A 17946-nucleotide genomic window follows, 5' to 3' on the forward strand; every position below is an offset into this window, starting at 1 on the left:
AGAAAAGCTGCGCTTCGCGATCCGCGAAGGCGGCCGCACCGTCGGCGCCGGCATCGTCGCCTCGATCATCGAGTAATCGATTTCCCCTTCCGGGGAAAAGATGGCCCCGCCGGCGACGGCGGGGCCTTTCTTTTTCCGGGGGCGCCGAATGCTCGCAGTTGGTTACCTGTAAGAATGTCTCTGGCCGGTGACGCGGTCGCCGGAAGAAACTCCTCCGGCGGTTCATTTTTCCGCGAATAATGCTTGTCATCCTCCGGCAAGTTGAATATTAACCCGCCTGTTCCGGCGGCGCGTGCGCGGCGGGAAACTTGAAGGGGTATAGCTCAGTTGGTAGAGCGGCGGTCTCCAAAACCGCAGGTCGTCGGTTCAAGCCCGGCTGCCCCTGCCAGCCTCTCTATTGCGCGAACACACGAGGCGATGTTGAGGGCGAGGCTGCCCGCCGCGAGGTGGGAGAATTTCATTGAGCATCGATTTCCTCTTGTGAAAGGGGTGAGCGGTGTTTATGTAGGGCAAAACAGACACGCGGTGCGTGGGGCTGAACGAGATCAGCTTTACGCGCCGTAATGGCGTGGATATCGATGGCTTCCAAAACCAACCCAGTTCAGTTTATCCAGCAGGTTCGCACGGAAGCGTCGAAGATTACCTGGCCGTCGCGTCGCGAGACGATGATTTCGACTGCCATGGTCCTGCTTATGGTCATTTTCGCTGCCCTGTTTTTCTTTGCTGCTGACCAGCTCATTGGCTGGCTGATCGGCCTTGTGCTGAACATCGGCAACTGATTGTGGAGATGAAGATGGCGGCGCGTTGGTACATCGTCCACGCATATTCGAACTTTGAAAAGAAGGTAGCTGAGGATATCGAGAACAAGGCTCGCCAGAAGGGTCTTGATCACCTCTTCGAGAAGATCCTCGTGCCGACCGAGAAGGTCGTTGAGGTGCGTCGTGGTCGTAAGGTGGATTCCGAGCGCAAGTTCTTCCCCGGCTACGTGCTGGTGCGGGCGAACCTGACGGACGAGGCCTACCACCTGATCAAGAACACGCCGAAGGTGACCGGCTTCCTCGGTTCCGATTCCAAGCCGGTGCCGATCCCGGATTACGAGGCCGAGCGTATTCTCGGGCAGGTTCAGGAAGGTGTGGAACGGCCGAAGTCCTCGATCAGCTTCGAGATCGGCGAACAGGTCCGTGTTTCGGACGGTCCTTTCGCTTCGTTCAACGGCACGGTTCAGGATGTCGACGAGGAGCGTTCGCGCCTGAAGGTCGAGGTGTCGATCTTCGGTCGCGCGACCCCGGTCGAACTCGAATACGCTCAGGTCGAAAAGGTTTGAGCGCAAACGGGAAGGCAACTTCCCGAACCGCGTGGGAGTATGGCGGCCTTTAGCCGGGCCTGTCCAGGCGCACCACGCAACCGCAGCCGCCGGCTATGTCCGGCATCAATGGATCGGGAAACCGGTCTGAATAGAAAGGCAGAGAGTAATGGCTAAGAAAGTTGCAGGCCAGCTCAAGCTCCAGGTCAAGGCAGGATCGGCCAACCCGTCCCCGCCGATCGGCCCGGCCCTTGGTCAGCGTGGCATTAACATCATGGAATTCTGCAAGGCGTTCAACGCCGCCACGCAGGAAATGGAAAAGGGTATGCCGATCCCGGTCGTCATCACCTACTATCAGGACAAGTCCTTCACCTTCGTCATGAAGCAGCCGCCGGTCACCTACTGGCTGAAGAAGGAAGCAAAGATCCAGTCCGGTTCGAAGACCCCGGGCAAGGGTTCGACTGCAGGCTCCATTACCAAGGCTCAGGTCCGCGCGATCGCTGAAGCCAAGATGAAGGACCTGAATGCGGCAGACGTCGAAGGCGCAATGCTGATGGTTGAGGGCTCTGCCCGCTCCATGGGCCTGGAAGTGGTAGGTTGATCATGGCCAAGGTAGCAAAGCGTATTCAGAAGATCCGTGAAGGCGTTGACCCGACCAAGCTGGTCGCGCTCTCGGACGCTATCTCGATGGTCAAGGAACGTGCCGTCGCCAAGTTCGACGAGACGATCGAAATCGCCATGAACCTTGGCGTCGATCCGCGTCACGCAGACCAGATGGTCCGCGGCGTGGTCAACCTGCCGAACGGTACCGGCCGTGACGTTCGCGTCGCCGTCTTCGCACGTGGCGCCAAAGCTGACGAAGCGAAGGCAGCCGGTGCGGACATCGTCGGCGCCGAAGACCTGCTCGAAATCGTCCAGGGCGGCAAGATCGACTTCGATCGCTGCATCGCGACCCCGGACATGATGCCGCTCGTCGGCCGTCTCGGTAAGGTGCTCGGCCCGCGCGGCATGATGCCGAACCCGAAGGTCGGCACGGTGACCATGGACGTAACGGGCGCCGTCAAGGCTTCCAAGGGCGGCGCCGTCGAGTTCCGCGTTGAGAAGGCTGGTATCGTTCACGCCGGCATTGGCAAGGCTTCGTTTGACGCAAAGGCGCTCGAAGAAAACATCAAGGCTTTTGCTGACGCCGTCGTCAAGGCAAAGCCGGCTGGTGCCAAGGGTAACTACGTCAAGCGCGTAGCGATCTCTTCGACCATGGGCCCGGGCGTCAAGATCGATCCGTCGTCGGTCACGGCCTGATACGAACAATGGGAGCCGTTTGCGGTTCCTTTAAAAGAATTCCCGGTCCTTTGGGGCCGGGAATGTTCAGGGAAACCTGGACTTCCTGTCCGAGATTGCAGGTGGTTTTACCTTAATCACTTTGCCTGCATGAGACGGGTAAGAACGGATTTCATCGCGGACACGCATGTCCGGATGTTCGGTTCGAGCCTTGTGTGCCTTGTGCCTGGAGCCCGTGAGGTGACAGTGCGAGGGGACAGGATCCTCAAGCGTCGCTTGGGATCTTGATTGAAAGATCCCTTGGGGCAAAAGGCAAACCGATGGGGCCTGCAGGATTGCGGTCCCGTCAACTGGAGACAGACAGTGGAAAGAGCGGAAAAGCGCGAATTTGTCACGGAGCTGAACGAAGTCTTCAAGGCTTCCGGTTCGGTTGTCGTGGCCCACTATGCTGGTGTCACAGTTGCGCAAATGAACGATTTTCGTTCGAAGATGCGCGCTGCTGGCGGCACCGTCAAAGTCGCGAAGAACCGTCTGGCCAAGATCGCTCTTCAGGGCACGGAGTCGGAAGGGATGTCGGACCTGTTCAAGGGTCAGACGCTCATCGCTTACAGCAATGATCCCATCACCGCTCCGAAGGTTGTCTCGGATTTCGCCAAGACCAACGACAAGGTCGTTATTCTCGGCGGCGCCATGGGATCGACCACGCTTAACGCGGAAGGCGTCAAGTCGCTTGCGACCCTGCCTTCGCTGGACGAACTGCGCGCAAAGCTGCTGGGTATGATTCAGACCCCGGCAACCCGCATCGCAGGCGTCGTTCAGGCACCGGCAAGCCAGCTTGCCCGCGTTTTTGCAGCCTACGCCAAGAAGGACGAAGCCGCTTAAGGCGGTTTTTCGCTGTACAAACCAAACCAGTTCGAACCGAACACAAAAGGAACTAGTAAAATGGCTGATCTCGCAAAGATCGTTGAAGACCTCTCCTCGCTGACCGTCCTGGAAGCTGCTGAGCTGTCCAAGATGCTCGAAGAAAAGTGGGGCGTTTCTGCCGCTGCTCCGGTAGCGGTTGCTGCTGCTGGTGGCGCTGCTGGTGCTGCTGCTCCGGCTGAAGAAGAAAAGACCGAGTTCGACGTCATCCTCACGGATGCTGGCGCCAACAAGATCAACGTCATCAAGGAAGTCCGCGGCATCACCGGCCTCGGCCTCAAGGAAGCCAAGGACCTGGTCGAAGGCGCTCCGAAGGCGGTCAAGGAAGGCGTTTCCAAGGCTGAAGCCGCTGACCTCAAGAAGAAGCTTGAGGACGCCGGCGCTAAGGTCGACGTTAAGTAATACGGAATACGGCGGGAGAGGGCGCAGGTCCTCTCCCATCGCTCATTCCTTCTGAACTTCTTACCCAAAAGCCGGTGAAACGGCTTTTGGGTAATGGGTTCTTCAAGAGGATGGTCTCCGCCTGAAACGATCGGCAATCCGGCCGGCGGTTCGGGAAGCGAGACGAGATTTGAACCACCCATGATCGACGGGACCGACTGGCCAGCGAATCCCGTCCGTTGCAGGCCCGGATGCATTTTTGAAGGAGCGACGATGGCTCAGACCCTTTCGTTCAACGGTCGTAGGCGCGTACGCAAGTTTTTTGGAAAAATCCCCGAAGTTACCCAGATGCCGAACCTCATCGAGGTTCAGAAGGCTTCGTATGACCAGTTCCTTATGGTCGAAGAGCCAGAAGGTGGTCGTCCGGACGAAGGGCTCAACGCCGTTTTCCGGTCCGTGTTCCCGATCACCGACTTCTCCGGCGTCTCCATGCTGGAATTCGTCTCCTACGAGTTCGAACCGCCGAAGTTCGACGTCGAGGAATGCCGTCAGCGCGACCTGACATATGCAGCTCCGCTGAAGGTGACCCTGCGTCTGATCGTGTTCGATATCGACGAGGACACCGGCGCGAAGTCCATCAAGGACATCAAGGAACAGTCCGTCTACATGGGCGACATGCCGCTCATGACCGACAACGGCACGTTCATCGTGAACGGCACCGAGCGCGTCATCGTCTCACAGATGCACCGTTCGCCGGGCGTGTTCTTCGACCACGACAAGGGTAAGAGCCACTCGTCTGGCAAGCTGCTTTTTGCCGCCCGCGTCATCCCCTATCGCGGTTCCTGGCTCGACATCGAGTTCGACGCCAAGGACATCGTCTATGCCCGCATCGACCGTCGCCGCAAGATCCCTGCGACGTCGCTCCTGATGGCGCTCGGCATGGACGGCGAAGATATCCTGTCGACCTTCTACACGAAGTCCGACTATGTCCGTGACGGCGACGGCTGGCGCATTCCCTTCCAGCCCGAAACGCTGAAGGGTGCCAAGGCGCTCTCCGACATGATCGACGCCGACACCGGCGAAGTGGTCGTGGAAGCCGGCAAGAAGCTGACCCCGCGTCTGCTCCGCCAGCTGACGGACAAGGGCCTGAAGGCGCTCAAGGCGTCCAACGACGACCTTTACGGCAACTACCTGGCTGAAGACATCGTCAACTTTGAAACCGGTGAGATCTATCTCGAAGCCGGCGACGAAATTGACGAGAAGACGCTTCCGATCATCCTGGAGGCCGGCTTCAACGAGATCCCGGTTCTTGGTATCGACCACATCAACGTCGGTGCCTACATCCGCAACACGCTTGCTGCGGACAAGAACGAGAACCGGCAGGACGCGCTGTTCGACATCTACCGCGTCATGCGTCCGGGTGAGCCGCCGACCATGGAATCGGCCGAAGCAATGTTCAACTCGCTGTTCTTCGATGCAGAGCGTTACGACCTCTCCGCCGTTGGCCGCGTCAAGATGAACATGCGTCTCGATCTCGACGCTCCGGATACGGTTCGCACGCTGCGTAAGGAAGACATCCTGGCCGTGGTCAAGATGCTCGTTGAGCTGCGTGACGGCAAGGGCGAGATCGACGACATCGACAACCTCGGCAACCGCCGTGTTCGTTCCGTCGGCGAATTGATGGAGAACCAGTACCGTCTGGGCCTCTTGCGCATGGAGCGCGCCATCAAGGAACGCATGTCGTCGATCGAGATCGACACCGTCATGCCGCAGGACCTGATCAACGCCAAGCCGGCAGCCGCTGCCGTCCGCGAGTTCTTCGGCTCCTCGCAGCTGTCGCAGTTCATGGACCAGGTGAACCCGCTCTCGGAAATCACTCACAAGCGCCGTCTTTCGGCTCTTGGCCCGGGTGGTCTGACTCGTGAGCGCGCAGGCTTTGAAGTCCGTGACGTTCACCCGACGCATTACGGCCGTATCTGCCCGATCGAAACGCCGGAAGGCCCGAACATCGGTCTGATCAACTCGCTGGCAACCTTCGCCAGGGTCAACAAGTACGGATTCATCGAAAGCCCGTACCGCAAGATCGTGGACGGAAAGGTGACAAATGAGGTGCTCTACCTCTCCGCAATGGAAGAGGCGAAGTACTACGTCGCACAGGCCAATGCCGAGCTCGACGCCGAGGGATCCTTCGTAGAAGAGTTCGTGGTCTGCCGTCATGCCGGTGAAGTGATGCTGTCGCCGCGCGAAACCATCAACCTGATGGACGTCTCGCCGAAGCAGCTCGTTTCCGTGGCCGCGGCTCTGATCCCGTTCCTGGAAAACGACGACGCCAACCGCGCTCTCATGGGCTCGAACATGCAGCGTCAGGCCGTGCCGCTGGTACGCGCCGAAGCGCCGTTCGTCGGCACCGGCATGGAGCCGGTCGTTGCGCGTGACTCCGGTGCTGCCATCGCTGCCCGTCGTGGCGGCGTGGTCGACCAGGTCGACGCAACGCGTATCGTTATCCGTGCGACGGAAGATCTCGAAGCCGGCAAGTCCGGCGTCGACATCTATCGCCTGCAGAAGTTCCAGCGTTCCAACCAGAACACCTGCGTCAACCAGCGTCCGCTGGTCGCCGTCGGCGACGTTCTGAACAAGGGCGACATCATCGCGGACGGTCCCTCGACCGACCTCGGCGACCTGGCCCTCGGCCGCAACGCGCTCGTCGCGTTCATGCCTTGGAACGGCTACAACTACGAAGACTCGATCCTGCTCTCCGAGCGCATTGTGTCGGACGACGTGTTCACCTCCATTCACATCGAAGAGTTCGAAGTGATGGCACGTGACACCAAGCTTGGTCCGGAAGAGATCACGCGCGACATTCCGAACGTTTCGGAAGAAGCGCTGAAGAACCTCGACGAAGCCGGTATCGTCTATATCGGTGCCGAGGTGCAGCCGGGCGACATCCTGGTCGGCAAGATCACCCCGAAGGGCGAAAGCCCGATGACGCCGGAAGAAAAGCTCCTGCGCGCCATCTTCGGTGAAAAGGCCTCCGACGTTCGCGACACCTCCATGCGCATGCCGCCAGGCACGTTCGGTACGATCGTCGAAGTTCGCGTCTTCAACCGCCACGGCGTGGAGAAGGACGAGCGTGCGATGGCGATCGAGCGCGAGGAGATCGAGCGTCTCGCCAAGGACCGCGACGACGAACAGGCGATCCTTGACCGTAACGTCTACGGTCGCCTGATCGAAATGCTGCGTGGCCAGAAGTCCGTTGCAGGCCCGAAGGGCTTCAAGAAGGGCGTCGAGCTATCCAACAACGTGGTCTCGGAATATCCGCGGTCGCAGTGGTGGATGTTTGCCGTCGAGGACGAAAAGGTCCAGGCCGAGATTGAAGCCCTGCGGGCCCAGTACGACGAATCCAAGTCGCGCCTTGAACAGCGTTTCATGGACAAGGTCGAAAAGGTCCAGCGCGGTGACGAAATGCCTCCAGGCGTCATGAAAATGGTCAAGGTCTTCGTTGCTGTGAAGCGCAAGATCCAGCCAGGCGACAAGATGGCCGGCCGTCACGGCAACAAGGGTGTCGTGTCTCGCATCGTTCCGGTCGAAGACATGCCGTTCCTCGAAGACGGCACGCATGTCGACATCGTTCTGAACCCGCTCGGCGTGCCGTCGCGCATGAATGTCGGTCAGATCCTCGAGACGCACCTGGCATGGGCTTGCGCCGGCATGGGCAAGCGCATCGGCCAGATGCTCGAAGAGTACAAGAAGTCGAACGACATCAGCAATCTGAAGAGCGAGCTGCGCGACGTCTATGCGAGCGTGGCAAACGATGAGGTTGCAAGCTTCGACGACGAGTCTCTCGTCCGCCTTGCGGAGCAGTCCAAGCGAGGTGTCTCGATTGCGACGCCGGTCTTTGACGGTGCGCACGAGCCGGATGTGGCATCCATGCTGCAGAAGGCCGGTCTTGATCCGTCGGGTCAGTCGGTCCTCTACGACGGACGTACCGGTGAAGCCTTCGACCGCAAGGTCACCGTCGGCTACATGTACATGATCAAGTTGAACCACCTGGTGGACGACAAGATCCATGCCCGTTCGATCGGTCCGTACTCGCTCGTCACCCAGCAGCCGCTCGGTGGTAAGGCGCAGTTCGGCGGCCAGCGCTTCGGCGAAATGGAGGTCTGGGCTCTGGAAGCCTATGGTGCCGCCTACACGCTGCAGGAAATGCTGACCGTGAAGTCGGACGACGTGGCTGGCCGTACGAAGGTCTACGAGGCGATCGTCCGCGGCGACGACACCTTTGAAGCCGGCATTCCGGAGAGCTTCAACGTTCTCGTCAAGGAAATGCGTTCGCTGGGTCTGTCGGTCGAGCTTGAAAACTCCAAGCTGGACGAAGCGGCCGCAGGTCAGCTGCCGGACGCAGCCGAATAATCTCCAAAAAGGCGCGCGCTGCCAAAGGGCGCGCGCCTTCCTCCGCCCGATCAGCCGAAAGGGCAGGGGAACTTTCGCCGCATTTAGCGGCTAGGACTGTTTTTGAGCGTCGGATCCGTCATCCCGGGAATTGGATGGATCACGATCGCAAGCTGAGGGCTTACGCCCCATAAGGAGATAGGCATGAACCAAGAGGTCATGAATCTTTTCAACCCGCAGGTGCCGGCACAGCACTTCGATTCGATCCGTATCTCGATCGCGAGCCCCGAGAAGATTCTCTCCTGGTCCTACGGCGAAATCAAAAAGCCGGAGACCATCAACTACCGTACTTTCAAGCCGGAACGCGACGGCCTCTTCTGCGCGCGCATCTTCGGGCCAATCAAGGACTACGAGTGCCTGTGCGGCAAGTACAAGCGTATGAAGTACAAGGGCATCATCTGCGAAAAGTGCGGCGTCGAAGTCACGCTATCGCGCGTTCGCCGCGAGCGCATGGGTCACATCGAACTCGCTGCACCGGTTGCCCACATCTGGTTCCTGAAGTCACTTCCCTCGCGCATCTCGACGCTGCTCGACATGACGCTGAAGGATGTCGAGCGCGTTCTCTATTTCGAGAACTACATCGTGACGGAGCCGGGCCTGACGTCGCTCAAGGAGAACCAGCTTCTTTCTGAAGAAGAGTACATGATTGCCGTCGACGAGTTCGGCGAAGATCAGTTCACCGCGATGATCGGCGCTGAAGCCATCTACGAGATGCTGGCCTCGATGAACCTCGACAAGATTGCCGGCGACCTGCGCTCGGAGCTTGCCGATACGACGTCGGATCTGAAGCAAAAGAAGCTGATGAAGCGGCTGAAGATCGTCGAGAACTTCATTGAATCCGGTAATCGTCCGGAATGGATGATCATGAAGGTCGTTCCAGTGATCCCGCCGGACCTGCGCCCGCTGGTTCCGCTCGATGGCGGCCGTTTCGCCACGTCTGACCTCAACGACCTCTACCGTCGTGTGATCAACCGTAACAACCGTCTGAAGCGCCTGATCGAACTGCGCGCCCCGGGCATCATCATCCGCAACGAAAAGCGCATGCTGCAGGAATCTGTCGATGCGCTGTTCGACAACGGCCGTCGTGGCCGCGTCATCACCGGCGCCAACAAGCGTCCGCTGAAGTCGCTCTCCGACATGCTGAAGGGCAAGCAGGGCCGCTTCCGTCAGAACCTGCTCGGCAAACGCGTCGACTATTCCGGCCGTTCGGTTATCGTGACCGGTCCGGAACTGAAGCTGCACCAGTGCGGCCTGCCAAAGAAGATGGCGCTCGAGCTCTTCAAGCCGTTCATCTACGCCCGTCTCGACGCCAAGGGTTACTCCTCGACCGTCAAGCAGGCCAAGAAGCTGGTTGAAAAGGAAAAGCCGGAAGTCTGGGATATCCTGGACGAGGTCATCCGCGAGCATCCGGTTCTCCTGAACCGCGCACCAACCCTTCACCGTCTGGGGATCCAAGCCTTCGAGCCGATTCTGGTTGAAGGCAAGGCGATCCAGCTGCACCCGCTCGTCTGCACGGCCTTCAACGCCGACTTCGACGGTGACCAGATGGCCGTCCACGTGCCGCTGTCGCTCGAAGCTCAGCTCGAAGCTCGCGTCCTGATGATGTCGACGAACAACATCCTGCATCCGGCGAACGGTGCACCGATCATCGTTCCGTCGCAGGACATGGTTCTCGGCCTCTACTACCTGTCGATCCAGAACCAGAACGAGCCGGGCGAAGGCATGGTCTTCTCGGACATGGGCGAACTGCACCACGCTCTGGAAAATAAGGTCGTCACGCTGCACGCCAAGATCCGAGGCCGTTTCAAGACCGTCGACGAGAACGGCAAGCCGGTCTCGAAGATCTATGAAACGACGCCTGGCCGCATGATCATCGGTGAACTTCTGCCGAAGAGCCCGAACGTGCCCTTCGACATCTGCAACCAGGAAATGACCAAGAAGAACATCTCCAAGATGATCGACACGGTCTACCGTCACTGCGGCCAGAAGGACACGGTGATCTTCTGCGACCGCATCATGCAGCTCGGCTTCACCAATGCCTGCAAGGCCGGCATCTCCTTCGGCAAGGATGACATGATCATCCCGGAAACCAAGGCGAAGATCGTCGGCGACACCGAAGCCCTGGTGAAGGAATACGAGCAGCAGTACAATGACGGCCTGATCACTCAGGGCGAGAAGTACAACAAGGTCGTCGACGCCTGGGGCAAGGCGACCGAAAAGGTTGCCGAGGACATGATGGCCCGCATCAAGGCTGTCGAGTTCGATCCGGAAACCAACCGCCAGAAGCCGATGAACGCCATCTACATGATGTCGCACTCGGGTGCTCGTGGTTCTCCGAACCAGATGCGCCAGCTGGGTGGCATGCGCGGCCTCATGGCCAAGCCGTCGGGTGAGATCATCGAAACGCCGATCATCTCGAATTTCAAGGAAGGCCTGACCGTGAACGAGTACTTCAACTCGACGCACGGTGCTCGTAAGGGTCTGGCAGACACCGCCTTGAAGACGGCGAACTCGGGCTACCTCACCCGTCGTCTCGTCGACGTGGCGCAGGACTGCATCGTCAACTCCGTCGACTGCGGCACCGAAAGGGGCCTCACCATGACGGCGATCATCGATGCCGGCCAGGTCGTTGCTTCGATCGGTGCCCGTGTCCTCGGCCGTACGGCGCTGGACGACATCGACCATCCGGTCACCGGCGAGAACATCGTCAAGGCCGGCGAAATGATCCTCGAGCCGCACGTGATCGAGATCGAGAAGGCCGGCATCCAGTCCGTCCGCATTCGCTCCGCTCTGACTTGCGAAGTCCAGACGGGCGTCTGCTCGGTCTGCTACGGCCGTGATCTTGCACGCGGTACGCCCGTCAACATGGGCGAAGCCGTGGGCGTCATCGCTGCACAGTCGATCGGCGAGCCTGGCACCCAGCTCACCATGCGTACCTTCCACTTGGGCGGTACCGCGACGGTGGTGGACCAGTCGTTCCTCGAGGCTTCCTACGAGGGTACGGTTCAGGTGAAGAACCGCAACATGCTGCGCAACTCAGAGGGCGTCCTTGTTGCGATGGGCCGTAACATGGCGATTGCAATCCTTGATGAGCGTGGCGTCGAGCGGTCGTCGCAGCGCGTTGCCTACGGCTCCAAGCTGTTCGTCGACGATGGTGACAAGGTCAAGCGCGGCCAGCGTATCGCCGAGTGGGATCCTTACACCCGCCCGATGATGACGGAAGTGGAAGGTACCGTTCAGTTCGAAGACGTGGTCGACTCGATCTCGGTTTCGGAATCGACGGACGAATCCACCGGCATCACCAAGCGTCAGGTCATCGACTGGCGTTCGACGCCGCGCGGTACGGACCTGAAGCCTGCGATCGTCATCAAGGACGCATCCGGCAACATCGCGAAGCTTGCCCGTGGTGGCGAAGCCCGCTTCATGCTGTCGGTCGACGCGATCCTGTCGGTCGAGCCGGGTCAGAAGGTCAGCCAGGGTGACGTCCTTGCGCGTGTTCCGATGGAAAGCGCCAAGACCAAGGACATCACCGGTGGTCTGCCGCGCGTTGCCGAACTGTTCGAAGCACGTCGTCCGAAGGACCACGCCATCATCGCAGAGATCGATGGTACGATCCGGATGGGCCGCGACTACAAGAACAAGCGTCGCGTCATGATCGAGCCTGCCGAAGACGGTGTCGAGCCGGTCGAATACCTGATCCCGAAGGGCAAGCCCTTCCATCTTCAGGAAGGCGACTACATCGAGAAGGGCGACTACATCCTCGACGGCAATCCTGCGCCGCACGACATCCTGGCGATCAAGGGCGTGGAAGCACTGGCTTCCTATCTCGTCAACGAGATCCAGGAAGTCTACCGACTGCAGGGCGTTGTCATCAACGACAAGCACATCGAGGTCATCGTCCGTCAGATGCTGCAGAAGGTGGAGATCACCGATGCAGGCGATAGCCAGTACATCGTCGGCGACAATGTCGATCGCATCGAACTGGAAGATGTCAACGAGCAGCTGATGGAAGAAGGTAAGAAGCCGGCTTCCGGCGAGCCTGTGCTTCTCGGCATCACCAAGGCCTCGCTGCAGACGCCGTCGTTCATCTCGGCCGCATCCTTCCAGGAGACCACCAAGGTTCTCACGGAAGCTGCAATCGCCGGCAAGACCGACACGCTGCAGGGTCTGAAGGAAAACGTCATCGTCGGCCGCCTCATCCCGGCTGGTACCGGCGGAACGATGACGCAGATCCGTCGCATCGCCACCTCGCGCGACGACATGATCCTCGACGAGCGTCGCAAGAGCTCGGGTGCCTCGGCCGCAACGCCGATGCTGCAGGAGATGTCGGGCGAAAACACTCCGGCCGAGTAAGGCTGGCGGACTCGGGGTGCGGAATGCCGCATCCTGTGGACTTGACGAACGAAAAGCGCTCGGAGCAATCCGGGCGCTTTTTCCATCCGTTCGCCCAAATCTATTGATTTCGAGCAACCGGCACGGTTGGAATGCTTCTAGAGTTGGGCCGTTCCAAAGAACGGAGGCTCACATGAAAAACCTATTGTCGTCGGTGGCGCTCGGCATCCTCGTTGCTACCGCGGCCATTGCCGCCGAGCCGGTACCGGCCGACCTGCGGGAAACGGCGCAGGAGATCTTCAAGCCGTTACCGTCGACCATCCCGTCGGTGAAGGACAATAAGATCACGCCAGAGAAGATCGCGTTCGGGAAGGCATTGTTCTTCGATCCGCGCGTCTCGGCGTCTTCTCCTGCAACTCCTGCCACAACCTTGCCACCGGAAGAGATGACAACCTTGAAACCTCAATCGGGCATGGCTGGCAGAAGCGCCCGCAATGCGCCCACGGCACTGAATGCGATCTTCAACATCGCGCAGTTCTGCGACGGCCGCGCCGATGACCTGAAGGCGCAAGCGAAGGGACCGGTGCAGGCCGTGTCGAAATGGCCAATACGCCGGACAACGTGATTGCGGCGCTGAAGTCGATGCGGACTATGTCGACTGGTTCAAGGCGGCCTTCCCGGACGAAGCGGATCCCGCGACCTTCGACAACGTTGCCAAAGCGCTCGAGGCTTTCGAGGCAACGCTGATCACGCCGGCACCTTTCGACGCCTTCCTCAACGGCGACGATGACGCGATGACGACGCAAGCCAAGCAGGGGCTTTCGCTCTTCATGGCCAAAGGCTGTGCCTCATGCCATGCCGGCATCAATGTCGGCGGGGAGGGGTATTATCCCTTCGGCCTGATCGAGAAGCCGGGCGCCATGTGCTGCCTGAAATGGACAAGGGGCGTTTTGCGGTCACCAATACCGCAGACGATTCCTACGTCTTCCGTGCTGCCCCCTTGCGCAACATCGCGCTGACGGCGCCTTACTTCCACTCCGGCAAGGTCTGGGATCTGAAGCAGGCCCTGGCGACCATGGGAACGTCGCAGCTCGGCGAAGCGCTGAACGATGACGAAGTGGATCTGCTGATCGTCGCCTTCCTCAACTCGCTGACGGGCAAGATCCCTGATGTGACTTATCCCGTTCTCCCGCCTGAAAGGCAGAGACGCCGCGGCCGATCAGCATCATCCCGACGTCGAAGTAAGGCCAAAGAAACGGACGTGGGGAGGAGCATCCGCCGGTTCTCCGGCGGGTGCTCGAGCCGTCCTATTCGTCGAAGCGGATGATTGCCACTTCGCCCTCGAGCGCGCCCTGATAGGCCGAGGCATGGGGCTCCTCCACCGGCTCTTCCTGCAGCACGCCGATCTGGTCGAGCTCCGCCTCGACAAAGCCTTCCTCCGACAGCGCGTTCAACGCCTCACGAACGGCCGTATCATCGTCCGGCGCGCGAAGCATGATGTGCAGATCGATGCCTGGCCCGTCCTTCACCTCATAGGCCTTGCCGATGATGATGAACACCATCGGTCCCTCCAGATTATTGTCGTTGTCGGGATCGCTTACCATGATCTTCTCCGTGTGTGGCGCAGGTCTCTTCTCGCTGAGTCCCGGGGTAGGGGTGGATGCCGCCCTTGGCAACAGGCTGAGGTCTGTTTGCACGACGAACGTTGCGCGATGACGCAACAATCCTTAACTTTATGGCGCCGATGCCGTTCCGGAAGGCCTGAAACCCATTATTTTCGGCCTCGGCCTTGACGGCAAAGGGGTAAAACAGTAAACGCCCCACCATCGGAAGCGATGTGAGGCTTGTCCGTTCGGAACGACTCGTTCCGGAGTACGCCTCAAACAAGGTTCCAGACGCACGTCGAAGACACGAATGCTGCACGCATGACGCATGAGGAATGCGTCCTCTGCCTTTTGTGGTCCATCCGGAAAATCGGATAGGGCCACGTTTTGCGCATGAGGGAATATGGGTGCGTCGCCGCCGGCAACGGCATCAGATTGGCCCGAAAGGGTTTGGAAGAAGATTTTGCAAGGGATGGTTCTATGCCTACCGTAAACCAGCTGATCCGTAAGCCGCGTCAGGCACAGGTAAAGCGCAATAAGGTTCCTGCTCTGCAGGAAAATCCGCAAAAGCGCGGCGTTTGCACCCGCGTCTACACCACGACCCCGAAGAAGCCGAACTCGGCTCTGCGTAAAGTCGCCAAGATCCGTCTGACCAATGGCTTCGAAGTCATCGGCTACATTCCGGGCGAAGGTCACAACCTGCAGGAGCACTCCGTGGTCATGATCCGCGGCGGCCGCGTCAAGGACTTGCCGGGCGTTCGCTACCACATTATCCGCGGCGTTCTCGACACCCAGGGCGTCAAGAACCGTAAGCAGCGCCGTTCGAAGTACGGTGCGAAGCGTCCGAAGTAATTCGGCGTCATTTCGATCTATCCGGCGCTGCGCGAGGTTCTCCGCGTGATAAAGCGCCCGCAACTCTTGAGAGACGAGAAGTATGTCCCGACGCCATAGTGCAGAAAAGCGTGAGATCAACCCGGACCCGAAGTTCGGCGACCTGGTCGTCACCAAGTTCATGAACGCCATCATGCTCCACGGCAAGAAGTCCGTGGCTGAAAGCATCGTATACGGCGCGTTCGACGCCGTGCAGGGCAAGGCCAAGCAGGAGCCCCTGGCAATCTTCCACCAGGCCCTCGATAATGTCGCCCCGCATGTCGAAGTTCGCTCGCGTCGTGTGGGTGGTGCCACCTACCAGGTTCCGGTTGATGTCCGTCCGGAGCGCCGTCAGGCTCTCGCGATCCGCTGGTTGATCGCCGCAGCCCGCAAGCGCAACGAGACGACCATGATCGACCGCCTGTCGGGTGAACTCATGGATGCTGCCAACAATCGCGGCAGCGCCGTCAAGAAGCGTGAAGACACGCACAAGATGGCCGACGCCAACCGCGCGTTCTCGCACTACCGTTGGTAATCGTCATCCGATCGAATTTCGAAAGGCAGTCCTATGGCTCGCGAATATAAAATCGAAGACTACCGAAATTTCGGTATCATGGCGCACATCGACGCCGGCAAGACCACGACCACCGAGCGTATCCTTTACTACACCGGTAAGTCGCACAAGATCGGCGAAGTCCATGACGGCGCGGCCACGATGGACTGGATGGAGCAGGAGCAGGAGCGTGGCATCACGATCACGTCCGCTGCCACCACGACCTTCTGGAAGGGCCGTGACGGCAAGATGCGCCGCTTCAACATCATCGACACTCCCGGCCACGTTGACTTCACCATCGAAGTCGAGCGTTCGCTGCGCGTTCTCGACGGTGCCATCGCCCTTCTCGACGCCAACGCCGGCGTTGAGCCTCAGACTGAAACCGTCTGGCGCCAGGCTGAGAAGTATCATGTTCCGCGCATGATCTTCTGCAACAAGATGGACAAGACCGGCGCCGACTTCTACCGCTCAGTTGAGATGATCAAGACCCGCCTCGGTGCGACGGCTGTCGTCATGCAGCTGCCGATTGGTGCGGAAGCCGACTTCAAGGGCGTCGTCGACCTGATCGAAATGAATGCGCTCGTATGGCGCGACGAATCGCTCGGCGCTGCCTGGGACGTTGTCGAGATTCCGGACGACCTGAAGGAAAAGGCTGAAGAATATCGCGAAAAGCTGATCGAGACGGTCGTCGAGATCGACGAAGAAGCGATGGAAGCCTACCTGAACGGCGACATGCCGGACAACGACAAGATCCGCGAACTCGTTCGTCGCGGCACGATCGACGTCAAGTTCCACCCGATGTTCTGCGGCACTGCCTTCAAGAACAAGGGCGTTCAGCCGCTGCTCGACGCCGTTGTAGACTACCTGCCGTCGCCGCTCGACATTCCGGCGATCAAGGGCATCGACTTCAAGACGGAAGCCGAGATCGAGCGTCATGCTGACGACAGCGAGCCGCTGTCCATGCTGGCCTTCAAGATCATGAACGACCCCTTCGTCGGTTCGCTCACCTTCGCCCGCATCTACTCCGGCAAGCTCGAAAAGGGTTCGTCGGTCATGAACACGGTCAAGGACAAGCGCGAGCGCGTAGGCCGCATGCTGCAGATGCACTCCAACAGCCGTGAAGACATCGAAGAAGCCTATGCAGGCGACATCGTTGCTCTCGCCGGCCTGAAGGAAACCACCACGGGTGACACGCTCTGCGATCCGCTGAAGCCGGTTGTCCTCGAGCGCATGGAATTCCCCGAGCCGGTCATCCAGATCGCGATCGAGCCGAAGACCAAGGGCGACCAGGAAAAGATGGGCCTCGCGCTCAACCGTCTGGCAGCTGAAGATCCGTCCTTCCGCGTCAAGACCGACACGGAATCGGGTCAGACGATCATCGCCGGCATGGGCGAGCTTCACCTCGACATCATCGTCGACCGCATGCGTCGCGAGTTCAAGGTCGAAGCCACCGTCGGTGCTCCGCAGGTTGCTTACCGTGAGACGATCACGCGCCAGCACGAAGAGGACTACACGCACAAGAAGCAGTCCGGTGGTACCGGTCAGTTCGCGCGCGTCAAGATCGTCTTCGAACCGAACCCGGATGGCGAAGATTTCGTCTTCGAATCCAAGATCGTCGGCGGTGCTGTTCCGAAGGAATACATCCCGGGCGTTCAGAAGGGTATCGAAAGCGTTCTGTCTTCCGGTCCGCTGGCTGGCTTCCCGATGCTGGGCGTCAAGGCGACCCTCGTCGATGGCGCCTTCCACGACGTCGACTCCTCGGTTCTTGCGTTCGAAATCGCCTCGCGTGCTTGCTTCCGTGAAGCAGCCAAGAAGGCGGGTGCACAGCTGCTCGAGCCGATGATGAAGGTTGAGGTCGTGACGCCGGAAGATTACGTCGGCGACGTCATCGGCGACTTGAACTCCCGCCGTGGCCAGATCCAAGGTCAGGAAAGCCGCGGTATCGCCGTGGTGATCAACGCTCACGTGCCGCTGGCGAACATGTTCAAGTACGTCGACAACCTGCGCTCCATGTCGCAGGGCCGTGCCCAGTACTCGATGGTGTTCGATCACTACGCGCCGGTGCCGAGCAACGTCGCACAGGAAATTCAGGCAAAGTACTCCGGTCAGAAGTGACCGGGGTACCCCTCTGAACCCATAGAAAATTCTCCCCCAAAGGGAAAAGAACGGAGAGCCGGAAATGGCAAAGAGCAAGTTTGAGCGGAACAAGCCGCACGTCAACATCGGCACGATTGGTCACGTTGACCACGGCAAGA

General features: G+C 59.6%; 15 protein-coding genes, 1 tRNA gene and 2 pseudogenes. 17 read left to right on the top strand and 1 reads right to left on the bottom strand.

Features of this window, described 5'->3' with window-relative positions; all coding sequences use genetic code 11:
* From MUU54_RS23630 to MUU54_RS23685, 13 genes and pseudogenes are all read left to right on the top strand, one after another.
* A partial coding sequence (locus MUU54_RS23630) for an EF-Tu C-terminal domain-related protein (protein WP_144623229.1) occupies positions 1 to 76 on the top strand: 76 nt, incomplete at its 5' end.
* A gap of 236 nt (positions 77 to 312) precedes the next feature.
* A tRNA-Trp gene (locus MUU54_RS23635) sits at positions 313 to 388 on the top strand.
* Positions 389 to 578: 190 nt separating this feature from the next.
* A complete protein-coding gene (gene secE, locus MUU54_RS23640) occupies positions 579 to 779 on the top strand; it encodes a preprotein translocase subunit SecE (RefSeq protein WP_247246397.1) in 201 nt (66 codons plus the stop codon).
* A 14-nt stretch (positions 780 to 793) separates the two neighbouring features.
* On the top strand, positions 794 to 1324 hold the full coding sequence (gene nusG, locus MUU54_RS23645) for a transcription termination/antitermination protein NusG (RefSeq protein WP_247246398.1): 531 nt from the start codon (positions 794 to 796) through the stop codon (positions 1322 to 1324).
* 148 nt (positions 1325 to 1472) lie between these two features.
* Positions 1473 to 1904, top strand: coding sequence for a 50S ribosomal protein L11 (gene rplK, locus MUU54_RS23650; protein WP_247246399.1), 432 nt, complete (start codon positions 1473 to 1475; stop codon positions 1902 to 1904).
* A 2-nt stretch (positions 1905 to 1906) separates the two neighbouring features.
* Positions 1907 to 2602 (top strand): 50S ribosomal protein L1, encoded by a 696-nt coding sequence (gene rplA / locus MUU54_RS23655; RefSeq protein ID WP_247246400.1) that lies wholly within the window; start codon positions 1907 to 1909, stop codon positions 2600 to 2602.
* A 342-nt stretch (positions 2603 to 2944) separates the two neighbouring features.
* Complete coding sequence (gene rplJ, locus MUU54_RS23660; RefSeq protein WP_247246401.1) at positions 2945 to 3463, top strand: 50S ribosomal protein L10; 519 nt, start codon at positions 2945 to 2947, stop codon at positions 3461 to 3463.
* A 60-nt stretch (positions 3464 to 3523) separates the two neighbouring features.
* Positions 3524 to 3904: a 50S ribosomal protein L7/L12 gene (gene rplL / locus MUU54_RS23665; protein ID WP_247246402.1), complete on the top strand. Its 381-nt coding sequence runs from the start codon at positions 3524 to 3526 to the stop codon at positions 3902 to 3904.
* Positions 3905 to 4156: 252 nt separating this feature from the next.
* On the top strand, positions 4157 to 8293 hold the full coding sequence (gene rpoB, locus MUU54_RS23670) for a DNA-directed RNA polymerase subunit beta (protein ID WP_247246403.1): 4137 nt from the start codon (positions 4157 to 4159) through the stop codon (positions 8291 to 8293).
* A gap of 183 nt (positions 8294 to 8476) precedes the next feature.
* Positions 8477 to 12685, top strand: coding sequence for a DNA-directed RNA polymerase subunit beta' (gene rpoC, locus MUU54_RS23675; protein ID WP_247246404.1), 4209 nt, complete (start codon positions 8477 to 8479; stop codon positions 12683 to 12685).
* A gap of 172 nt (positions 12686 to 12857) precedes the next feature.
* On the top strand, positions 12858 to 13289 hold the full coding sequence (locus MUU54_RS24690; protein WP_281433457.1) for a cytochrome c peroxidase: 432 nt from the start codon (positions 12858 to 12860) through the stop codon (positions 13287 to 13289).
* Positions 13290 to 13365: 76 nt separating this feature from the next.
* Positions 13366 to 13683 (top strand): annotated as a pseudogene (locus tag MUU54_RS24695) (hypothetical protein); the annotation flags it as partial.
* Positions 13587 to 13991 (top strand): hypothetical protein, encoded by a 405-nt coding sequence (locus MUU54_RS23685; RefSeq protein WP_247246408.1) that lies wholly within the window; start codon positions 13587 to 13589, stop codon positions 13989 to 13991. The pseudogene MUU54_RS24695 and the gene MUU54_RS23685, both read left to right, overlap by 97 nt.
* Here MUU54_RS23685 and MUU54_RS23690 read toward each other — a convergent pair.
* On the bottom strand, positions 13972 to 14268 hold the full coding sequence (locus tag MUU54_RS23690; RefSeq protein WP_247246405.1) for a transcriptional regulator: 297 nt from the start codon (positions 14266 to 14268) through the stop codon (positions 13972 to 13974). The genes MUU54_RS23685 and MUU54_RS23690 overlap by 20 nt on opposite strands.
* A 480-nt stretch (positions 14269 to 14748) precedes the next feature.
* Between MUU54_RS23690 and rpsL the strand changes: the two genes are divergently transcribed.
* From rpsL to MUU54_RS23710, 4 genes and pseudogenes are all read left to right on the top strand, one after another.
* A complete protein-coding gene (gene rpsL, locus MUU54_RS23695) occupies positions 14749 to 15120 on the top strand; it encodes a 30S ribosomal protein S12 (RefSeq protein ID WP_003507760.1) in 372 nt (123 codons plus the stop codon).
* A gap of 82 nt (positions 15121 to 15202) precedes the next feature.
* Positions 15203 to 15673 (top strand): 30S ribosomal protein S7, encoded by a 471-nt coding sequence (rpsG, locus tag MUU54_RS23700; RefSeq protein WP_247246406.1) that lies wholly within the window; start codon positions 15203 to 15205, stop codon positions 15671 to 15673.
* A 33-nt stretch (positions 15674 to 15706) separates the two neighbouring features.
* Positions 15707 to 17806, top strand: a complete 2100-nt coding sequence (gene fusA / locus MUU54_RS23705) for an elongation factor G (protein ID WP_247246407.1) — start codon at positions 15707 to 15709, stop codon at positions 17804 to 17806.
* Between the two features lie 64 nt (positions 17807 to 17870).
* Positions 17871 to 17946, top strand: a pseudogene (locus tag MUU54_RS23710) (GTP-binding protein); the annotation flags it as partial.

Source organism: Pseudorhizobium tarimense (genome assembly GCF_022968135.1).
In the GTDB taxonomy this organism is placed as follows: Bacteria; Pseudomonadota; Alphaproteobacteria; order Rhizobiales; family Rhizobiaceae; genus Neorhizobium; species Neorhizobium tarimense.

Coding starts and splice junctions, on each gene's coding strand:
- rplA (WP_247246400.1), top strand. CDS start 1,907: ATGGCCAAGGTAGCAAAGCGTATTCAGAAGATCCGTGAAGGCGTTGAC.
- MUU54_RS24690 (WP_281433457.1), top strand. CDS start 12,858: ATGAAAAACCTATTGTCGTCGGTGGCGCTCGGCATCCTCGTTGCTACC.
- rpsG (WP_247246406.1), top strand. CDS start 15,203: ATGTCCCGACGCCATAGTGCAGAAAAGCGTGAGATCAACCCGGACCCG.
- rpsL (WP_003507760.1), top strand. CDS start 14,749: ATGCCTACCGTAAACCAGCTGATCCGTAAGCCGCGTCAGGCACAGGTA.
- fusA (WP_247246407.1), top strand. CDS start 15,707: ATGGCTCGCGAATATAAAATCGAAGACTACCGAAATTTCGGTATCATG.
- secE (WP_247246397.1), top strand. CDS start 579: ATGGCTTCCAAAACCAACCCAGTTCAGTTTATCCAGCAGGTTCGCACG.
- rplL (WP_247246402.1), top strand. CDS start 3,524: ATGGCTGATCTCGCAAAGATCGTTGAAGACCTCTCCTCGCTGACCGTC.
- rpoC (WP_247246404.1), top strand. CDS start 8,477: ATGAACCAAGAGGTCATGAATCTTTTCAACCCGCAGGTGCCGGCACAG.
- nusG (WP_247246398.1), top strand. CDS start 794: ATGGCGGCGCGTTGGTACATCGTCCACGCATATTCGAACTTTGAAAAG.
- MUU54_RS23690 (WP_247246405.1), bottom strand. CDS start 14,268: ATGGTAAGCGATCCCGACAACGACAATAATCTGGAGGGACCGATGGTG.
- rplK (WP_247246399.1), top strand. CDS start 1,473: ATGGCTAAGAAAGTTGCAGGCCAGCTCAAGCTCCAGGTCAAGGCAGGA.
- rpoB (WP_247246403.1), top strand. CDS start 4,157: ATGGCTCAGACCCTTTCGTTCAACGGTCGTAGGCGCGTACGCAAGTTT.